We start from the raw sequence: 17,439 nt of genomic DNA on the forward strand, positions 1-17,439 counted from the left end.
CTGTGCTGGAAGAACAACAAGCCAGAAGGTGTTGATGCATCAGGCCTCAGCAACGGCAAGCTCTGTCAGTACACGCCTGATCACATGAACACCTGGCTGACAGGAAAGCCGGCTAGGAGGCGGTCGCAAGAGGCAATATACGCTCCAGTATGTCCGCGAGCGTTACCACCCCTTTCAACTGCCCGTCTTGCATGACCACCGCAAGCTGAACGCTCGACTTACGCATGAGCGCCAGGGACTCATAGACCGGCGTTTTCGCGTCCAGAACGAAAACCTGGCGGGCGATTTCCCGCGCCGGACGCGTATCAGGCTCAAGCAGAGTGTCACGCAGATGAACGACCAGAGGCAGCTTGTCGCTGGCGCCAAGTATCAGGATACGCAGATGGCCTGACTGAGCAGCGATGGCACGTACATCCGCTACGGACGCATCAAACGTGACATGCACCGGGACAGCGCTACTCGTTACCAGCTCTTCGATCGGCAAGGTGCCGAGATCAATAAGGCTGGAAATCTGCTGCTGAAGGCCAGGCTGAAGCGTTCCGACCTCAGCTGAGTGCTCGACGAGTCTACGAATGGTGGCGATGTCCTGCCCGCCCACCGCAGCGCTCTCGACAGGCTCTACACCGGACGCCTTGACCAGACGGTTCGCAATCCGGTTGACCCACCTCATCAGGGGGCGCAACGGCCAGATGTAAGCGCGTGATATGAGCCCCACCGCAAGTGCCGAACGTTCCGGGTGTGCAATCGCCCAGGATTTCGGTGCCATCTCGCCAACGACCAGGTGCAGGAAGGTCACCACGAAGAGCGCGAGCGCGAAGGACGCACCACCCGCCGCCCACTCGGGCACGCCCCAGACGATCAGCAGCGGGCCGAGCCAGTTGTCGACAGCAGGCTTGGTCACGGCGCCCAGTGCGAAGGTACAGAACGTGATGCCCAGCTGAGCACCAGCCAGCATCAGGGTCAGGTCGTTCATGCCGCGCAACGCGGCGCGTGCAGAGCTGCTGGTAGGCGCCAGCTCTTCGAGACGGTGACGGCGCGCACCGAGCAACGCGAACTCGATGATGACGAAGATTGCGCTGAGCACGATGAGGGCAATGGTCACCAACGTGACGATCAGAGGATCATTCATTGCGCTTCCTCCTGCTTAATCGTCTCGACAAGCGTGACACGCACCCGCGTCGGTACATAGCGCTCAACCCGCAGCACCTCGATCACTAGCTGACGCTCCACGGGCAGATCGGAAACAAGCTCCGAGGGATCCTCAGGCAAGGTTATCGTCACGGTGTCGCCTTCGGCGGGCAAAGCCCCCAGCTCCGCGATCAACAGGCCTGCGATAGTTTCAACCTCTTCATGAGGTAGGTCATAGCCGAGCGCACGCTCGACTTCGTCCAGGTGCACATCGCCATCCATGATCCAGATGCCGTCACCGCCAGGCATGAGCGGATCGGCGTTATCTTCATCATGCTCATCGGTAATTTCGCCGACGATTTCCTCGGCAAGATCCTCAAGGGTCAGCACACCCACGAAGCTGCCGTATTCATCGATGACGCAGGCCAGCTGGTTGTTGGTCTGAATCAATTCAGCAAGGGCATCCGGTAGCGCCATGAGGGTAGGCATAACCGTGGCCGGTCTCATCACCGACTCAACAGTGTCTTCAGTATCCCCTGCTAATAGTCGCAACAGGACATCCGTGAGGTGAACGACGCCGACAGGGGTGTCCTCGTGGATGACGGGGTAGCGGGTATGACCTCTGGCCATGAGTTCGCGCAGTTTGACCAACGTCGTCTCAGGCGTGAGCCAGTCAACCTGTGACCGCGGAATCATGGCGTGTTCGACGTCCTGCTGGGGGAAGTCAAGAATACGATCCAGCATCAGCGAGAGCTCTACAGGAAGGTCTCCGCTGTCACGCGAGTCAGAGATGATGCGCGGCAGGTCATCAGCCGAGACGCTTACATCCAGATCATGGACAGGCTCGATACGCAGCAGGCGCAGGAACAGGTTGGCGGACTTGTCGAAAAAGCCGATCAACCAACCGAATACCGTCAGGTAAATCAGAGTCGAGCGGGCAAGACCTCTGGCCAGAGGGTCGGCATTGGCGATTGCCAGGTTCTTCGGATAGAGCTCGCCAAAAATCATCTGGATAATCGTGGCAACCACCAGGGCAAGCAGCGTACCGACGGTTACGCCAACTTCGGACGGAATGCCGACCCCGCCCAGCAGAACACCGAGCGACTGACCAACCAATGGTTCGGCCACGAAACCGACCATCAGGCCTGTCACGGTGATACCCAACTGGGCACCCGACAGCATGAAGCTGGTTCGCTTCGTCACTTCAAGCGCGCGCTTGGCGGAGGCATCACCGTCGGCAGCCAGTACGGCAAGCCGCGTACGGTCGACGGCCATGTAGGCGAATTCCTGGGCGACGAAATAGCCGTTTGCCGCAATGATCGCCAGGATAACGAGGGTACCGAACAGGAGAGTGAGGGTCGGCTCGATCACCGCATCACCTCATCATTTTTCGTTTCAGAAGAGCGTCTACAACCGCTGGGGCTTGATGTGTCCACAATGGATCCGAAGTGACAAAGGGCCGCCATTATATTCCTTCCCAGGCCCCAGGCCACTTTGATGATCAATGCAGAAACTGCTTACGCAGGCCCGTAGATTGTGGTTTCTAGCACTGTGAGCCGAATTTCTAACATTTGAATACAAATGCGAACGCGAGATCGGGCACTCGATATAACCATGCCGTTCGTACCTAACCCGCCCAAAACGCCTCTATTTTATGAGGAAATGCCGTGACCGCTTTTGGCCGCTAACAACCCTTGCCTCCTCCCGCCCCCAGGCTACAGTCCGCCCTGTCACGGTCAATCCCGTGACCGGGTGTGGTAGCCCGATTCACACGAAGGCGCGGTAGCGCCATAGTCGAGAGCAGGCGCTTTTTTTGTGCCTGCTGTTTTCTCGCGCATTTATGGCGGGCCGTGTGAGGCAGGCTTCGGCCTGGCCGGCGTCCTTCGTGGGTCGGTCTACCACCCTTGCACGGTCCGCCTCCATATCGTGTGGTAGCGAATGGAACGCGGCTCCTTAAATCCACGAAGGAGCATAAGGAAAATGCACTATCCCCCTTTTACCCAAGGGCTCCGCCCTGGGCTGCTGGCTGTCGTGTCGACTTCCGTTCTGGAGGTGCCGCATGGCCAGGTCTGAATCCGTCGTTATCCCCTTCCCCACACCACGCAACCCCTTGCATAGCCATGTGGCCGACGAGTGTCCGCACCAGGCTGCGGCTGAGTATCGGGCGGCGTTGCTGGCCAAGCTGTTGCGGCGGGTGCCGGAGCCGGAGTTGGCGAGCACCACCAATGCTTTGCTGAGCGAGTTGGTGGTGCTCTATCGCCGAGCCATCGCCCAGGCAGCCGGGAGGGCCGAGCATGATTGAACTGCAACGCTACCTCACCCACCTGCCCGGTCATGACGGGCAGCCGCCTGCCGAATTTGGCTGGAATGCAGATTGCCAGGCCAGCTTCGGTCACGGCGTACAAACCGCTCAGGCCTGGCTGGACGATGCCAACAGCGGCTGGCTATGGGCCAACCTGTTGCTGGAGCGCCAGCTGTACCCGCCGGGTGCGCAGCGCCACGCCTTCGAGCTGGGCTTTCTCAGTCGCATCCACCAGCGTTTGTGTTCGCCCCTGGGTGGCGAGCACGGAGCCAAACGCACGGAGTTCAGGCTGTAGGCAACCGGCGTGGCGCTGTGCGGCAGCTTGCGGGGTGATCGCACAGGCGCCAGTCACACGACGGCTCACGCAAAGTAATATTTCCTTACATTCTCAGCAAGCCCGCATATCTCGCTGCCCCGGGGCCATTCGCGCAATATTTTGCGCACTTTCATCCTGCTAAGGTCGCGTGCGAAATCTGGCTGGAGCGAGTCGTATTCGGGCTTCTTGATAGAACCCGCCAGCTCCTCTGGCCATCGTCTTCGAAGCGACTTCGCGCTCATGCAAGGATCTGCAGAATGAGTGGAAAACCAGCAGCACGAGTTACCGATCCGACTGCCTGCCCACTGCCAGGCCATGGCACCAACCCCATCGTTTCTGGCTCCCCAGACGTCCTATTCGATGGTTTGCCAGCGGCCCGCCAAGGCGACCCCACTGCTTGCGGCTCAGCGCTGGTGGACAACCTTGTTGCCAATGTGTTTATCGACGGATTGCCCGTTGCAACTCTAGGCAGCACAGGGAGTCACGGGAATGTGGTAGTCGGTGGGTCGGGAACAGTAATCATCGGCAATACACATGCGGCTGCCGCCTTTACGACTCCGCTTGCTGTGCCCATGGCTCCAAAGATTTGCTTGCCCTGCTTACTTCTCGCTGCCAGTCGCAACCAAACATTCGTACCGCTGGAATCAATCGGAGTCCGGGGATGAGTATGACCAACGGCTTTCGCAGTATCGAAGACGAACTGCGGATACGCCTCTCGGACAAGCCAGGGCTTAAGCTTTTCGCGCTTGTAGACGGGGCTCGCTACTTGACTTTGGGTAAACGGTTAGATCAAGCCTCTGATAGATGGCAGTGGCTGTTGGACGGCACGGAGTTAGATGCGATCAAGCAAGGTGGACCAGCTCTTGTTCAGCTGGAAGAGCGCAGCGATTTGCAGAACTGGCTCGTAGACCGAGACCGCAAAGAACCCCTGGTGTCATGGCTACTGAGCACCAAGAGCTTCGAGGTTCTGTCCCAGCATCTTGGCTCGCTTCTGTTCACTCGGCTAACCGACGGTAGAAAGTCACTCTTCCGTTATTACAATCCCGTTGTTCGGCGGGCACTTGATAGCGTCCTGAACAAGGAGCAGCGCCAACAAATGATGCGACCTATCGAGCATTGGCTGGTATGGCAGCCGCTGGAGTCCCGCTACCTCCCTCTGGATGAAGATACTCAAGGGGGGCAGCATGCTTGAACTGTCGAGCGAGCAGATAGCAAAGCTTGACGCAGTACGCCGCGACGAAGTCATCGAGAAGTTGCTCCTGGAGGTGCGGGCACAGGATCCGAATTGGTTTGCTCAGCACGGCCTCACGGGAGGCACGAGCTACCTGGCCAGATATCGACGGAACGCCGAGGAGTTCGGACTAACCGATCCTCAGTCGACAGAGGACTTCATGCGCTACGGGCTCATGTTCCCAGACTTTCACAGAGATGATGCGTTCGTGTCTTGGATGTCACGTCCGGTCGATGACTCGCCTGAGCAACGTTTCAAGGACTATCAGAGCGTGATGAGGTTCGTCTGGAAGCTTAAGAACGCCACATGGAACTGACAAGGAGTCGGATATGGGTGGTTTGATCACCGCTGCAGGAACCGCGCTGGGTAGTCCCGGCGCAACCATGGGTCTTCGCGCGACACCTCGGTTCGGGCCGGGTATGCCTCTGGCCCGCCCACCGGCTCCCCGCCTTCCAATGCCTACAGCTCGGCCATCCCCTCGCCCTGTGCCAGAGACACTTCCCCAGTCGGGAGCTCGGCCCGTTCCACGCCCCATTCCACAGCCTCAGGTACTGCCGCAAACGCGTACTGCTGACAAGGCGGACGAGCGCACACGCACCTGCGATGCAGAACGAGACGACGAATGCATTGATTGTCCTCCCACAGAGGGCACCATGGCTGTGGCCAACAACGGCAAAGGCCACTCCATGTCGGATCTGTCTTCGCGATACCAGGCCTGGGTAACCGGATTTCCTCCGCCTTACGAATGGCGATGGAACGAAACGTGGTGGGATGGATTCGAAGAACCGCGTTGTACCCTACTGGAGGCCAAGGCCAACTACGCTTTCATGTTTGTACCGTTGCTGGGTGTTCCAAAGCCCTGGGCACCGGTCAAATCAGTCCTTGTAGACCCGGCGCGTCGCCACTCGGCCAAGGCGAGGCCTACACCACCCGTCAGAGTCGAATGGCACTTTCTCCAGCGCATCGTCTACGAGCACTGCTCCAGTCAATATCGCCGCTTGGGTCTGACCAATCTGACCGCCTTCTGGAATCCAATGCCGAACACCCCTGAGCACGACGAATACCAAGAACACCGTGAGCGTGAACAACGTGAGTTCGACGAGTACTACCGGGATAATCCCGATCTGATTGCCTAAGGAGCCAGCATGGCAAGTTCTTTCCGGTCCTTTGTATTCAAGATGCGCTTCAACAAACACGCGATCGCCACGGTCTCCCATGAGGAGCAGTTGGAACGCATACGCTACTACCTGAGCACCTTGGGCCAATTACATCCACTTCTTGGTAAATGGTATCTACAAGGCGCCTCAGTTCAGGACGCATTGAGCAATGACGTCCTGAGCGCTCCTCAAGCATTGTCCACGGCTGCAGCCGCAAGTTTCGACGCCGAGTATCCGTCATGGCTGTCGCTATCCGTGTGGAATGGACAAGAAGATCCGCTGCAAGGGGGTCTGGCTTTCAGTTACGACGCACACGACATGGAGTCCATATCCAGCATGGATTTCGAAGATGCCGGTGCTCTGGTTTCAGCAATCGAGAACCCACGTCCGGTGTTGGTGGAAATGCTGCGACAAGCGGTATCCATCTGGCCCGAAATCGATTGGGGGGTGATCGCCCCCGGCAGGTACTACCTAGATGGCCAGACCTTCAACGAACGGCAAACCATCGGCTGGATCGGTTTTTGCCCGCACTCGCTAAAGGCCAGCGACTTTCCGGATGCGGATGAACTGATTGACATACCGGGCCGCGGCACAGTTTTGGTGAGCTGCGCCCAGGTTATGGATGAACGCAATAGAGAGCACTTCCGAATTGTCGGTACGCTGGACACGAAGCTCGTCGAACTCGGCTATCTGCCCCTGTTCAACAATTGACCCCGTTGCAAAGCCTGACGAATACGCCAGGTGCAGCGAGCTCAGACTGTAGCTACTTTGCATGGCGCTGTGCGGCAGCTTGCCTACTGCTCGCACAGGCGCCAGCCGTCGCCTAGTCTATGCATGGGTGCTGAATCAGCCCGATCAGGCCCCCTGCACACCCTGCTCAGCACCGGATACGACTCTACTCAGTAGCGCCGCGTGCTCATCAGCTCTTCCAGCACCCGGGTAGTGACACGAAACGGTATCGACATATGGTCCTCGCCCGCCTCTAGCTGGAAATCACTGCGCAGACCGTAGTGCGAGAGGGATTCCAGACGCAGCTGCAGTAAGCGCACATCCTGAATTTCCTGCGGCATTTCACGGTCGCCCACCCACATGCTCAGGCTGCGGTGGGTCAGATCCAGTTCTCCTGCATGCGCTCGTTTGGTGAATGCCCGCTCATGCTCCAGCAGGTAGCGGTCACGCCACCACAGGCTGGGACTGATAGCGACCACATGCTGGAAAAGCTGCGGCCGGGTAAACAACGCGTAGATGCCGAACATGCCACCAAAGGAATGGCCGACGAGGCTGACCTGGTCCTGATCGACCTTGAAGCTCTGGTTGACCCGCGGCATTAGGCGCTGCTCGATGAAATCGAGAAACAGGTCCTGGCCACCCTGCGGTGGATCATTGCGCTCGGGCAGTTGCGGCGGCGACAGGTCGAACGCTCGACGCTCGAAATCCAGCGGCGTGCTGCTGGGGTAGCCGATGGCGACGATAATCGCCTTGCGCCATTGCTTTTGTGCCCGCTTGGCGGCATGGAATGCCGGAAAGTAGGCATTGCCGTCGAGCAGATAGACCACCGGGTAGCCGCCGGTGTAAGGCACGTCGCCCTCCGGCAGGCTGACCATGATGCGGTAGTCACGGCCCTCGGCACTCTTCATCAGCCATTGTTCACTACCGTCCAGACTCACCTGGTCGGCCTGGGCAGAGGCAAAACCACCCAGCAGCAGCGCCGTCACGGCGCCGCGCAGCCAGCTCAGCGCACTCACCAGCTGTAGCTCAGGCTGGTGATCACGCTACGCGCCTCGCCACGATAGCAATAGCCGTCCTGACAGTTGACGTATTGCTTGTCGGTCAGGTTGCGGGCATTGACGGCTAGACGCACACCGTCCAGGTCGCCAGCGAAGTCGTAGTGCACCCCGGCGTCGAACAAGGTGTAGTCCTCGCTTTTCACCGTGTTCATGTTGTTGCCGTAGACGCTGCTGGTGTAACGCGCGCCAGCACCGAAACCGAGACCGAACGGTAGCTTGTAATCGAGCCACAGCGCCGCCATGTGGCGCGGCGTGTCTTTCGGGTCCTTGCCCTGGTTGCCATCGTTGCTCTTGGTCACCTCGGGGTCGTTGTAGCTGTAGCTGGCGGTCAGATGCAGGCGCTCGCTGAGGTCGGCCACGGCCTCCAGCTCCAGACCACGTGATACCTGTTCGCCGGTCTGTACGGTGTTGAGCGAATTGAGTGGGTCGCGGGTCGACACGTTCTCCTGCGTCAGGTGATAGAGCGACGCGGTGAACAGTGCACTGGTGCCAGGCGGCTGGTACTTGAGGCCTATCTCGTACTGCTTGCCTTCGGTCGGTTTGAGCGGGCGGCCAGCGTTGCTGCCGCTCTGCGGCAGGAAGGACTCGGCATAACTGGCATAGGGCGCCAACCCATTGTCGAACAGGTACAACGCCCCCAGTTGATAGGTGGTAGCAGAGTCACTGCGCTTGCTATTGCTATCGCTCAGGTTGTTGCTGGTTCGTACATGCACCCAGTCGCGGCGCACGCCGGCCGACAGACGCCAGCGGTCGAGTTCGATCTGGTCCTGCAGATAGATGCCGCTACGCTGGGTCAGGCTGTCCTGGTCAGCCAGCAAATTGCCGGGACGACTGACCGGCTGGTGATAATCCGGTGCGTTGATGTCGATCGACGGCGCCGGCCCGGTGGCGTAAAGCACCGAACTGTCGAACCAGGCGTAATCCCAGCCAGTCAGCAGGGTGTGCTGCAGCTCGCCAGTGGCGAAACGGCTGACCAGGCGAGTGTCGCTGCTCACCGACTCCATATCCTCGTATACACCGACGGCATAACGCTCCATGACCCCGTTGGTGATCGTACCGTAGGGCTGCAGATACTGGTTGGTGGTATCCAGCTGGCCGTAACGCAGATTCTGTTGCAGGCTGAAAGTGTCGTTGAAGGCGTGCTCGAACTCGTAGCCGAAGGTCCACTGACGCTGGCCGAGCTTGTCGAAGTACTCATCGCCCTGCCAGAAATCGGTGAGGCGGTTACCGTCGTGATAGAGCATTGGCGAGGCGGCGGTCTCGCGCTCCTGATATTGCGCCAGCAGGGTCAGGCTGGTGGCCGGATCGATCTGCCAGCTCAGCGACGGCGCCAGCATGCGCACGTCATTGTTCAGCTGTTCGATGTCGTAGTGGGCGTCACGATAGACGCCGACGGTGCGAAACAGCACGTCGCCCGTCTCGTCCAGCTTGCCGCCGACATCGAACTGCCCTTGCCGGTGATCATGATTGCCGGCCTGGATTTCCACCTGATTCTTCGCCTGCAGGCTGGGCCGCTTGCTCACCCGGTTGACCATGCCGCCGGGGCTGATCTGCCCGTACAACACCGAAGCCGGGCCCTTTAGCACCTCGATGCGCTCCAGGGCGTAGGCCTCCGTGCCGTAGATCGACAACCAGCCGTTGTAGGGCTGGCGCAGACCGTCGAGGAAGTCAGCGGACATGGTGGTGTCGAAGCCGCGTATGTTGATCTGATCGAAGCGCGGATCGAGCCCCGAGCCGCCGGTACGCACGCCAGCGCTGTAGGCCACGGCGTCTTCGACGCGGTCGACCTTGCGATCGGCGATCTGCGCGGCGGTGACCACGCTGATGCTCTGCGCGGTCTGCAGAATCGGCAGATCGGTCTTGGTCGCGGTGCTGGCATTGCTGGCGAAATACCCCGGAAGCGGCGCAAAGGCGCTTTGCGTCGGCGCGGCCTCGACGGTCACAGGCTGCAGCTGGTAGCTGTCGTCGGCTCGCAGCGGCCGTACCACATAGCCGGACGCGGTCTTCTCGGCCACCAGCCCGGTGCCGCCCAGAATCTGCGACAAGCCTTCCTCGACCGACTGTGCGCCTGCCGAGCCGGGGCTGACCCGCCCGCGGACTGTCTCCGGCGAGTACGACAAGGTAATGCCAGCCCGCTCGGCATAGAGGCTCAGCGTTTGGTCCAGCGCCCCGCCCGGTACATCAGCGGCGGCCGCACGTGGCGTCGGCTCGGCCGCCAGCAACGCGGGGCTGGTGGCAACGCCGCACAGCGCTAGGGCGATACAGATGGCAGTGGACAGCTTGCGCGGTTGCAGGCGCGACGGCAGAGAGCAGGTAGAGCGCATGAGGGTATCCATTCAGGGAGTGATCACCCCTAACCGGATGAGCAGCAAAAGTCCGACAAAAATTTTTAAGCGATGGGCACAACGCGCACCCACCAGCGGGTTCGCTCCACCAACGTTACCGGCAGCAGATGAGTGATGTTGCGCAGCATCAGCTCGGGTTCAGCGAGGCGAAAAACGCCGGACAGGCGTAAGTCGGCTATCGCCGGATCACAACCCAGCCAGCCATGCCGGTAGCGCCCGGCCTCGGCGAGAAAATCCGCCAGGCGAATGTCGTTGACTACCAGCAGCCCACGTGTCCAGGCGAAGGGATCGAGCGCGCTTCGCCCCAGCGGGATCACACCCCTCGCCGATACCGCCAGCCCCTCGCCCGCCTGCAACTGATGCTGCCCCGCGGCGACGCGAACCTGCACCTCACCCTGCTCGACTCGTATCTCGCTGCGGTTGTCGTACTCGCGCACCGACATGCGCGCGCGGTGCCCCACGCATTCGGCAAAGGCGCAGCGCAGTTGCCATTGCTCGCCCTCGACCAGCGCCTCGCCGCTACGCAACGAGAGCTTCTGGCCGTGAATATCGATCGCGCTACCCGTGTTGAGCAGCACCTCAACATCACCCGGCAGTTCGAAACGCCGTGTTTCGCCGGTGGCCGTGGCGAAGTCAGCGCGCCACACCGGTACCGAGGCCGCCGCCAGCAGCGTGGCGCTACCAGCCGTCAGGCCAAGCAGCTTGAGCATGCGTCGCCGGCTCAAATCAGCCTCGGCCCGCTGCAACAAGGGGATGGCCTGCGCCGCATCGCCCAGCGGATTCAGCCGAAACAGCCCGGCCATCTGCTGCAGGCGTTGCCAGGCCTGGTCGTGCTGTTCGTCCTGCGCCAGCCAGTCGTGCAACTGGCGTTGCAGCTCGGCGCTGGCAGGCTCGGCGCGCAGGCGCATCTGCCATTCGATGGCCGCACGGACGATGGACTCGCAAGGCTGCACGACGGCCATTACGGCGCGACCTCGAAGCACAGGCGATAGCAATGCAGCAAGGCGTGGGCTACATGCCGCTCAACGGTACGACTGGAAACCCCCAGTTGCCGCGCCACCTGCGCATGGTTGAGGCCACCGAGCTGATACAGCAGAAATGCCTCGCGCACGGCGGGCTTCAACCCTTCGAGCAGCTGCGCGATGCGCTCCAGGGACTGCAAGGCCTCGTAGCGAACCTCCGGCGACGGATGGCTCGCCTCGGGCAACAGCGCCAGGGCTTCGAGATACGCGCGCTCCAGCGCATCGCGCCGCCAGTGATCGATCAACAGGCCACGTGCGATACGCGCCAGCAAGGCACGAGGCGCTCGATTGTCGACAGGTTGGTCACGCACCAGCAGACGCAGAAAGGTGTCCTGAACCAGATCCGCCGCCTGCTGCGAACAGCCGACCGAACGCCGCAGCCAGCCATGCAGCCAGCCCTGATGCGTGCCGTACAACACCTCAAGAGGAATGATCGAATCGGTTTCGGACGGGGACATAAAGCGGCGCATACCAGCAGACTGAAAACACCATGGAGGAGCATGGCGACCGCTGCGAACATTAATAGCGAATCATTCTTATTACAAATTTTTCAGCTTGCGAAGCACCAGCCTGGCGAGTCAGGTCGTCCCACCTCGCTCTTTTCAGCTAGCGGTAGGCACTAAAATGACCGCCGCCTTGCCACCTTTTATATCGAGCGGCCCATGACGGGCTGTGGTTCGAAGTGCCAAGTGATACCATTGCGCGCTTCGACGCCGCCCCGTCCACCGACGGCAACCGGCGCCACGATGCCCGACACTCCCCCCATGCCTCACCAGCCTATCGGCTCGTCTGCCGGCAGGGGCGTAGCGTTCACTTATATGCGCAGGTTCGTCTTCCTCGGTTCGGGCCGGGCTGAAAGGCTCGAAAGCGGTATCACCCTTTAAACAGCGCACCTCAAGTTATTGATAGGTAAGTCCTTTGATTTCCACCGCTAACATCACCATGCAGTTCGGCGCCAAGCCGCTGTTCGAGAACGTTTCCGTCAAGTTCAACAACGGCAACCGCTACGGCCTGATCGGCGCCAACGGCTGCGGCAAGTCGACCTTCATGAAAATTCTTGGCGGCGACCTCGAGCCTTCCGGCGGCCAGGTGATGCTCGAGCCGAACGTGCGCCTGGGCAAGCTGCGCCAGGATCAGTTCGCCTACGAAGAATTCAACGTGATCGACACCGTGATCATGGGCCACGAGGAGCTGTGGAAGGTCAAGGCCGAGCGCGACCGCATCTACTCGCTGCCGGAAATGAGCGAAGAAGACGGCATGAAGGTCGGCGAGCTCGAAGGTGAATTCGCCGAGATGGACGGCTACACCGCCGAATCGCGCGCGGGCGAACTGCTGCTGGGCCTGGGCATTCCGCTCGAGCAGCATTTCGGCCCAATGAGCGAAGTCGCCCCCGGCTGGAAGCTGCGCGTGCTGCTGGCCCAGGCGCTGTTCTCCGACCCGGACGTGCTGCTGCTCGACGAGCCGACCAACCACCTGGACATCAACACCATCCGCTGGCTGGAAACGATCCTCACGGCGCGCAACAGCACCATGATCATCATTTCCCACGACCGTCACTTCCTCAACTCGGTCTGCACCCACATGGCTGACCTGGATTACGGCGAGCTGCGCCTGTTCCCGGGCAACTACGACGAGTACATGACTGCCGCGACCCAATCGCGCGAGCAGTTGCTGGCCGACAACGCCAAGAAGAAAGCGCAGATTTCCGAGCTGCAAAGCTTCGTCAGCCGCTTCTCGGCCAACGCCTCCAAGGCCAAACAGGCGACCAGCCGCGCCAAGCAGATCGACAAGATCCAGCTGGCCGAGGTCAAGCCGTCGAGCCGTGTCAGCCCGTTCATTCGCTTCGAGCAGAACAAGAAACTGCACCGCCAGGCCGTGACCATCGAGAAGGTGTCCAAGGCCTTCGACGACAAGGTGCTGTTCAAGAACTTCAGCTTCACCGTCGAAGCCGGCGAGCGCGTGGCGATCATCGGCCCCAACGGTATCGGCAAGACCACCCTGCTGCGCACCCTGGTCGGCGAAATGCAGCCCGATGCCGGTTCGGTGAAATGGACCGAGAGCGCCGAGGTTGGCTACTACGCTCAGGATCACGCCCACGATTTCGAAGATGACGTGACCCTGTTTGACTGGATGGGCCAGTGGACCACCGGTGAACAGGTGATCCGCGGCACCCTCGGGCGCATGCTGTTCTCCAACGACGAGATCCTCAAATCGGTGAAGGTGATCTCCGGTGGTGAGCAAGGCCGCATGTTGTTCGGCAAGCTGATCCTGCAGAAACCCAACGTGCTGGTGATGGACGAACCGACCAACCACCTGGACATGGAGTCGATCGAAGCGCTCAACCTGGCGCTGGAGAACTACCCGGGCACGCTGATCTTCGTCAGCCATGACCGCGAGTTCGTGGGCTCCCTGGCCACGCGCATCATCGAGCTGTCGGACAACGGCGTGACCGACTTTTCCGGCACCTACGACGACTACCTGCGCAGCCAGGGCATCATCGTCTGACCACAGGCTACAGAAACAACAAAGCCCGCTTTCGCGTAATGCTGTTCACATAAGCGATGGTTGGACGCGATTAGTCCCCTCGCCCCTTTGGGGAGAGGGTTAGGGAGAGGGGAAAACTGGCAGTTTTGCGGTGTTTTCAGCCCTCTCCCCCAACCCCTCTCCCATAAATGGGAGAGGGGAGCCAAACGTGTGCAACCTTAAGTGAACAGCATTACCGCTTTCGCGGGCTTTGTTGTTTCAGCGCCCTGCTCAGGCAGTGGCGAACAGCTCGGAGATACGCTGCGCAGCACCCTTCATGGCTTCGGCGCGCGGCTCTTCGCCATAGGCCAGGCCTTCGGCGCGAACGATCTCGATGTCGTCGATGCCGACGAAATTCAGCATGCGCACCAGATAGTCCTCATGCGCCTGGCCAGACGGCTGGCCGGCATGAATACCACCGGCGCTGGAGGCGATCACCACGGTCTTGCCGCCAGCCAGCCCTACCGGGCCGTTCTCGGTGTACTTGAAGCTCTTGCCGGCGACGGCAATGCGGTCGATCCAGGCTTTCAGTTGGCTGGGAATGGCGAAGTTGTACATCGGCGCACCGATGACGATGGCATCGGCAGCGAGAAACTCTTCCAGGGTGCGTTCGGCCAGCTCGGCCTCGTGTTTCTGCGCGGCGTCACGCAGCTCGGCCGGGGTGCCGGCGGCTACCAGGGTGGCAGCGGAAAAGTGGCTCAGCGCATCGCTGGCCAGGTCGCGGTAGGTCACCTGAACATCTGCAGTAACAGCGCTCCAGGCCTCGACTACAGAACGGCTGAGCTGACGGGAAGCGGAAGCATCGCCGAGGATGCTGGAATCGAGGTGCAGTAGTTTCATAGGTGCTCTCCAGAGTGCTATGCGACGTGGTGACGCAATTGCACAGAGGCTACCGATGTAACCAATAGCCGATAAGACGGCAAAAATGCGATAGTTCGTCCCATTGATAGGACGATGACATGCATGACCTTAATGACCTGTTCTACTTCGCCAAGGTAGTGGAAGCCGGTGGTTTCGCTGCTGCCGGGCGTGCCCTGGGCATTCCCAAATCGCGTCTGTCGCGGCGCATCGCCGAGCTGGAGCAACGCCTGGGTGCGCGTTTGCTACAGCGCTCGACACGCAAACTGGCGCTGACCGATATCGGCGAACGCTACCTGCGCCATTGCCAGGCGATGCTGCTGGAGGCCGAACAGGCCGAGGAAACCGTGACCAACCTGACCAGCGAGCCGCGTGGTCGGGTGCGCTTCTCCACCCCACCGGGCGTGGCCCTGTTGCCCGACGTGATCAATGATTTTCTGACGCGCTACCCCAGGGTGCAGCTGGAGGTCGTGCAGACCAGCCGCCGTATCGATCTGCTCAACGAGGCCGTGGACGTCGCCCTGCGCGTGCGCAACGCCGATGACGAAGAACCGGGCCTGATCACTCGCCGCCTGCTACCGGCGCGCGCGCTGGTGGTAGCGCGCCCGGATCTGATAGCCGGGCTGTGCCTGGAGCAGCCCGAAGATCTGCAGCAGTTGCCCGCGCTGGGCGTCATCGGAGCCAACCGGCGCATTCATCTGCGCTTTCATCACAACACGACGCAGGAGGCTCGCGAAATCGCCTTGGAAGCGCGCCTGGCCGTCGACGACTTTCCCATGCGCAAGTCGGCGGCACTGGCCGGGGTAGGCATTACCCTGCTGCCCACCACCTACTGCCACGAGGAGTTGGCCGATGGCAGCCTGGTGTCATTGCTGCCGCACTGGACGGTGCCTGAGGGCTATGTCCAGTTGGCCTACACCCACAGGCGCGGCATGTCGCCGGCGGTCCGCGCCTGGATCGAGTTGCTCAGCGACGCATTCAGTCGCTGGAGCTTCCCGCTCTGACTCAGATGCGGAACTGACGCACCAGTGCCCCGAGGCGATCGCCCAGGCCTGCCAGGCTGCGCGCTGTCTGCGCGCCACGCTCGGTTTCGTCGGCAACGCTGTCCACGGCAACGGCGATCTGATGCACGCTGCGATTGATCTCCTCGGCCACTGCCGTCTGCTCTTCAGCGGCGCTGGCGATCTGCGCGTTCATCGCATTGATGGTGGCGATCAGTTGGGCAATGGCATCGAGCGACTCGCCGGCCTTGTTGGCCTGCTCGCTGGTCAGCTCACCGGCATCGCTGGAACGGCGCATCGAGGTCACTGACTGCTGCGTGCCCTGCTGCAGGCGGTCGATCATGCCCTGGATTTCCTGGGTGCTCTGCTGGGTGCGGCTGGCCAGCGCACGCACCTCATCGGCGACCACGGCAAAACCGCGCCCGGCCTCACCGGCACGCGCGGCTTCGATGGCGGCGTTGAGCGCCAGCAGGTTGGTCTGCTCGGCGATGGAGCGGATCACGTCGAGCACGCTGACGATGGACAGCACCTCCTGCTGCAGGTTGTCGAGCGATACGCCGCTGCTGCGGATGTCCTCGACCAGTGAGTGAATACGCTGGATGCTGCCATCGACCACGCTTTTGGCTGCCTGCCCTTCGCGGTCGGTCTGCTGCGCGGCTTCGGCGGCGTTCTGCGCACTCTTGGCGACTTCGTGCGCGGCGGCGGACATTTCGTTGATCGCCGTGGCCACCTGATCGGTTTCATGGCGCTGCTGCCCCATGGCCTGCTCGGAGCGCTGCGCCTGTTCCGAAACCTGGCCCACCAGCTCGGTAAGCTGCCCGGTCATTTCGACGATCTGCCGCACCAGGCCATGCACCTTCTCGACAAACCGGTTGAAGGACCCGGCCAACTGGCCCAACTCGTCTTCACTGGTGACGGGCAGGCGGCGGGTCAGATCGCCCTCCCCCGCGGCGATATCGTCGAGGTTGGCCTTGATTTGCTGCAGCGGACGCAGGAAGGCGTTGCTCAGCCAGACACCTATCACGCCAAACACCAGCAGAAGGACCGCCGCCACTACCATGATGCTGGTGATGATGGTGCCGATGCGGCGGTCGATCTCGGCCTGTACTTCGGCGATCTGCGCCTCGATACCGTCGAGGTTGAGCGCGGTGCCAAGGGCCATGTCCCATTTGGGCAGGTAGTAGCTGTAGGCGAGCTTGGGCACCATTACCGATTCGTTACCCGGCAGCGGCGAGGAGTAGTTGACGAAGTAGCTGTTGTTCTTCGCCACGTTGACCAACTCGCGGTTGATGTACACACCGTTCGGGTCGCGCCGGTCGGCCAGGCTCTTGCCGACATCCACCGGGCTGTCGCCACGGAACAGGCGCACTACGTTGGAGTCGTGGCCGAAGAAGTAGCCGTCGGCGCCGTACTTGATCTTCGAGAGGATGGCGATGGCCTGTTCGCGACTGGCCATGTCGCCTTGCGCGGCGCCATCGTAGAGCCCCTTCACCGAGCCCAGTGCGATCTGGATGTAGTGCTCGAGCTCGCTGCGTTTCTCCTGCAGCAGACGCTCACGGGTCTCGGCCACTTCGTCAGCAGCCAGATTCTGCAACACCCTCGCCGCCGTTCCGCTGAGCACCAGCGCGAAGAGGATGACGGGAACCAGCGCAAGCAGGATTACCTTGGCTTTCAATGTCAGGCGCATTCTTATTGTCCTTGTGTGCGAAACCAAAAACGGGGCTACCGATATATCGGCAACCCCGTGGAAGAATTAAGCGACCCAAGGC

17 protein-coding genes are annotated in these 17,439 nt (G+C 61.0%); 9 read left to right on the forward strand and 8 right to left on the reverse strand.

The window, feature by feature from the left end; genetic code table 11:
* Window positions 1-112: 112 nt before the first annotated feature.
* Together BLT86_RS07690 and BLT86_RS07695 are read right to left on the reverse strand one after the other, a co-directional pair.
* Window positions 113-1,129 carry a CNNM domain-containing protein gene (locus BLT86_RS07690; protein ID WP_017676643.1) on the reverse strand — a complete coding sequence of 339 codons (1,017 nt, stop codon included), beginning with the start codon at window positions 1,127-1,129 and terminating at the stop codon, window positions 113-115.
* Window positions 1,126-2,499, reverse strand: a complete 1,374-nt coding sequence (locus BLT86_RS07695; protein WP_092375858.1) for a hemolysin family protein — start codon at window positions 2,497-2,499, stop codon at window positions 1,126-1,128. Before BLT86_RS07695 ends, BLT86_RS07690 begins: the two co-directional genes overlap by 4 nt.
* Before the next feature lie 688 nt (window positions 2,500-3,187).
* Between BLT86_RS07695 and BLT86_RS07700 the strand changes: the two genes are divergently transcribed.
* From BLT86_RS07700 to BLT86_RS07730, 7 genes are all read left to right on the forward strand, one after another.
* Window positions 3,188-3,430 carry a hypothetical protein gene (locus BLT86_RS07700; protein ID WP_017676641.1) on the forward strand — a complete coding sequence of 81 codons (243 nt, stop codon included), beginning with the start codon at window positions 3,188-3,190 and terminating at the stop codon, window positions 3,428-3,430.
* Window positions 3,423-3,725 carry a LasR-specific antiactivator QslA gene (locus BLT86_RS07705; protein WP_017676640.1) on the forward strand — a complete coding sequence of 101 codons (303 nt, stop codon included), beginning with the start codon at window positions 3,423-3,425 and terminating at the stop codon, window positions 3,723-3,725. The genes BLT86_RS07700 and BLT86_RS07705 overlap by 8 nt, the downstream gene beginning before the upstream one ends.
* A gap of 278 nt (window positions 3,726-4,003) precedes the next feature.
* Window positions 4,004-4,411 carry a PAAR domain-containing protein gene (locus BLT86_RS07710; RefSeq protein ID WP_080666309.1) on the forward strand — a complete coding sequence of 136 codons (408 nt, stop codon included), beginning with the start codon at window positions 4,004-4,006 and terminating at the stop codon, window positions 4,409-4,411.
* A complete protein-coding gene (locus BLT86_RS07715) occupies window positions 4,408-4,938 on the forward strand; it encodes a DUF4123 domain-containing protein (RefSeq protein ID WP_017676639.1) in 531 nt (176 codons plus the stop codon). The genes BLT86_RS07710 and BLT86_RS07715 overlap by 4 nt, the downstream gene beginning before the upstream one ends.
* Entirely contained in the window at window positions 4,931-5,293 is a 363-nt protein-coding gene (locus BLT86_RS07720) for a hypothetical protein (RefSeq protein WP_231976587.1), read from the forward strand. The genes BLT86_RS07715 and BLT86_RS07720 overlap by 8 nt, the downstream gene beginning before the upstream one ends.
* 337 nt (window positions 5,294-5,630) lie before the next feature.
* Entirely contained in the window at window positions 5,631-6,113 is a 483-nt protein-coding gene (locus BLT86_RS26205) for a restriction endonuclease fold toxin 5 domain-containing protein (RefSeq protein WP_269458109.1), read from the forward strand.
* Window positions 6,114-6,122: 9 nt separating this feature from the next.
* Window positions 6,123-6,845, forward strand: a complete 723-nt coding sequence (locus BLT86_RS07730) for an Imm52 family immunity protein (protein WP_075748115.1) — start codon at window positions 6,123-6,125, stop codon at window positions 6,843-6,845.
* Window positions 6,846-7,033: 188 nt separating this feature from the next.
* On the opposite strand, the gene BLT86_RS07735 is transcribed toward BLT86_RS07730, so the two are convergent.
* The 4 genes from BLT86_RS07735 to BLT86_RS07750 form a co-directional block, all read right to left on the reverse strand.
* Entirely contained in the window at window positions 7,034-7,879 is an 846-nt protein-coding gene (locus BLT86_RS07735; protein WP_231976588.1) for an alpha/beta hydrolase, read from the reverse strand.
* A complete protein-coding gene (locus tag BLT86_RS07740) occupies window positions 7,876-10,245 on the reverse strand; it encodes a TonB-dependent siderophore receptor (RefSeq protein ID WP_092375865.1) in 2,370 nt (789 codons plus the stop codon). Before BLT86_RS07740 ends, BLT86_RS07735 begins: the two co-directional genes overlap by 4 nt.
* Before the next feature lie 65 nt (window positions 10,246-10,310).
* Window positions 10,311-11,228, reverse strand: coding sequence for a DUF4880 domain-containing protein (locus BLT86_RS07745; RefSeq protein WP_092375867.1), 918 nt, complete (start codon window positions 11,226-11,228; stop codon window positions 10,311-10,313).
* Window positions 11,228-11,746 carry a sigma-70 family RNA polymerase sigma factor gene (locus BLT86_RS07750; RefSeq protein WP_075748122.1) on the reverse strand — a complete coding sequence of 173 codons (519 nt, stop codon included), beginning with the start codon at window positions 11,744-11,746 and terminating at the stop codon, window positions 11,228-11,230. Before BLT86_RS07750 ends, BLT86_RS07745 begins: the two co-directional genes overlap by 1 nt.
* A 460-nt stretch (window positions 11,747-12,206) precedes the next feature.
* Here BLT86_RS07750 and BLT86_RS07755 point away from each other — a divergent pair, with 460 nt between their 5' ends.
* Window positions 12,207-13,793 carry an ABC-F family ATPase gene (locus tag BLT86_RS07755; protein ID WP_003460829.1) on the forward strand — a complete coding sequence of 529 codons (1,587 nt, stop codon included), beginning with the start codon at window positions 12,207-12,209 and terminating at the stop codon, window positions 13,791-13,793.
* Between the two features lie 249 nt (window positions 13,794-14,042).
* Here BLT86_RS07755 and BLT86_RS07760 read toward each other — a convergent pair whose 3' ends face one another.
* The gene (locus BLT86_RS07760) at window positions 14,043-14,651 is read right to left on the reverse strand and encodes an FMN-dependent NADH-azoreductase (RefSeq protein ID WP_021488851.1); all 609 of its coding nucleotides are present in this window, start codon (window positions 14,649-14,651) and stop codon (window positions 14,043-14,045) included.
* 119 nt (window positions 14,652-14,770) lie between these two features.
* Here BLT86_RS07760 and BLT86_RS07765 point away from each other — a divergent pair, with 119 nt between their 5' ends.
* Window positions 14,771-15,673, forward strand: coding sequence for a LysR substrate-binding domain-containing protein (locus BLT86_RS07765; RefSeq protein ID WP_092375870.1), 903 nt, complete (start codon window positions 14,771-14,773; stop codon window positions 15,671-15,673).
* 1 nt (window position 15,674) lies between these two features.
* Here the strand turns inward: BLT86_RS07765 and BLT86_RS07770 are convergent, their stop codons facing one another.
* On the reverse strand, window positions 15,675-17,357 hold the full coding sequence (locus tag BLT86_RS07770) for a methyl-accepting chemotaxis protein (protein WP_092375872.1): 1,683 nt from the start codon (window positions 17,355-17,357) through the stop codon (window positions 15,675-15,677).
* Window positions 17,358-17,439: the final 82 nt, after the last annotated feature.

Origin of the sequence: Pseudomonas sihuiensis (genome assembly GCF_900106015.1) — a bacterium.
Taxonomy (GTDB): Bacteria; Pseudomonadota; Gammaproteobacteria; order Pseudomonadales; family Pseudomonadaceae; genus Aquipseudomonas; species Aquipseudomonas sihuiensis.

What these genes read in the sequence shown, in the direction of transcription:
- BLT86_RS07745 (WP_092375867.1), bottom strand. Translation starts at nt 11,228, where the DNA reads ATGGCCGTCGTGCAGCCTTGCGAGTCCATCGTCCGTGCGGCCATCGAA.
- BLT86_RS07750 (WP_075748122.1), bottom strand. Translation starts at nt 11,746, where the DNA reads ATGTCCCCGTCCGAAACCGATTCGATCATTCCTCTTGAGGTGTTGTAC.
- BLT86_RS07760 (WP_021488851.1), bottom strand. Translation starts at nt 14,651, where the DNA reads ATGAAACTACTGCACCTCGATTCCAGCATCCTCGGCGATGCTTCCGCT.
- BLT86_RS26205 (WP_269458109.1), top strand. Translation starts at nt 5,631, where the DNA reads ATGGCTGTGGCCAACAACGGCAAAGGCCACTCCATGTCGGATCTGTCT.
- BLT86_RS07765 (WP_092375870.1), top strand. Translation starts at nt 14,771, where the DNA reads ATGCATGACCTTAATGACCTGTTCTACTTCGCCAAGGTAGTGGAAGCC.
- BLT86_RS07705 (WP_017676640.1), top strand. Translation starts at nt 3,423, where the DNA reads ATGATTGAACTGCAACGCTACCTCACCCACCTGCCCGGTCATGACGGG.
- BLT86_RS07700 (WP_017676641.1), top strand. Translation starts at nt 3,188, where the DNA reads ATGGCCAGGTCTGAATCCGTCGTTATCCCCTTCCCCACACCACGCAAC.
- BLT86_RS07730 (WP_075748115.1), top strand. Translation starts at nt 6,123, where the DNA reads ATGGCAAGTTCTTTCCGGTCCTTTGTATTCAAGATGCGCTTCAACAAA.
- BLT86_RS07770 (WP_092375872.1), bottom strand. Translation starts at nt 17,357, where the DNA reads ATGCGCCTGACATTGAAAGCCAAGGTAATCCTGCTTGCGCTGGTTCCC.
- BLT86_RS07720 (WP_231976587.1), top strand. Translation starts at nt 4,931, where the DNA reads ATGCTTGAACTGTCGAGCGAGCAGATAGCAAAGCTTGACGCAGTACGC.
- BLT86_RS07715 (WP_017676639.1), top strand. Translation starts at nt 4,408, where the DNA reads ATGAGTATGACCAACGGCTTTCGCAGTATCGAAGACGAACTGCGGATA.
- BLT86_RS07710 (WP_080666309.1), top strand. Translation starts at nt 4,004, where the DNA reads ATGAGTGGAAAACCAGCAGCACGAGTTACCGATCCGACTGCCTGCCCA.
- BLT86_RS07740 (WP_092375865.1), bottom strand. Translation starts at nt 10,245, where the DNA reads ATGCGCTCTACCTGCTCTCTGCCGTCGCGCCTGCAACCGCGCAAGCTG.
- BLT86_RS07690 (WP_017676643.1), bottom strand. Translation starts at nt 1,129, where the DNA reads ATGAATGATCCTCTGATCGTCACGTTGGTGACCATTGCCCTCATCGTG.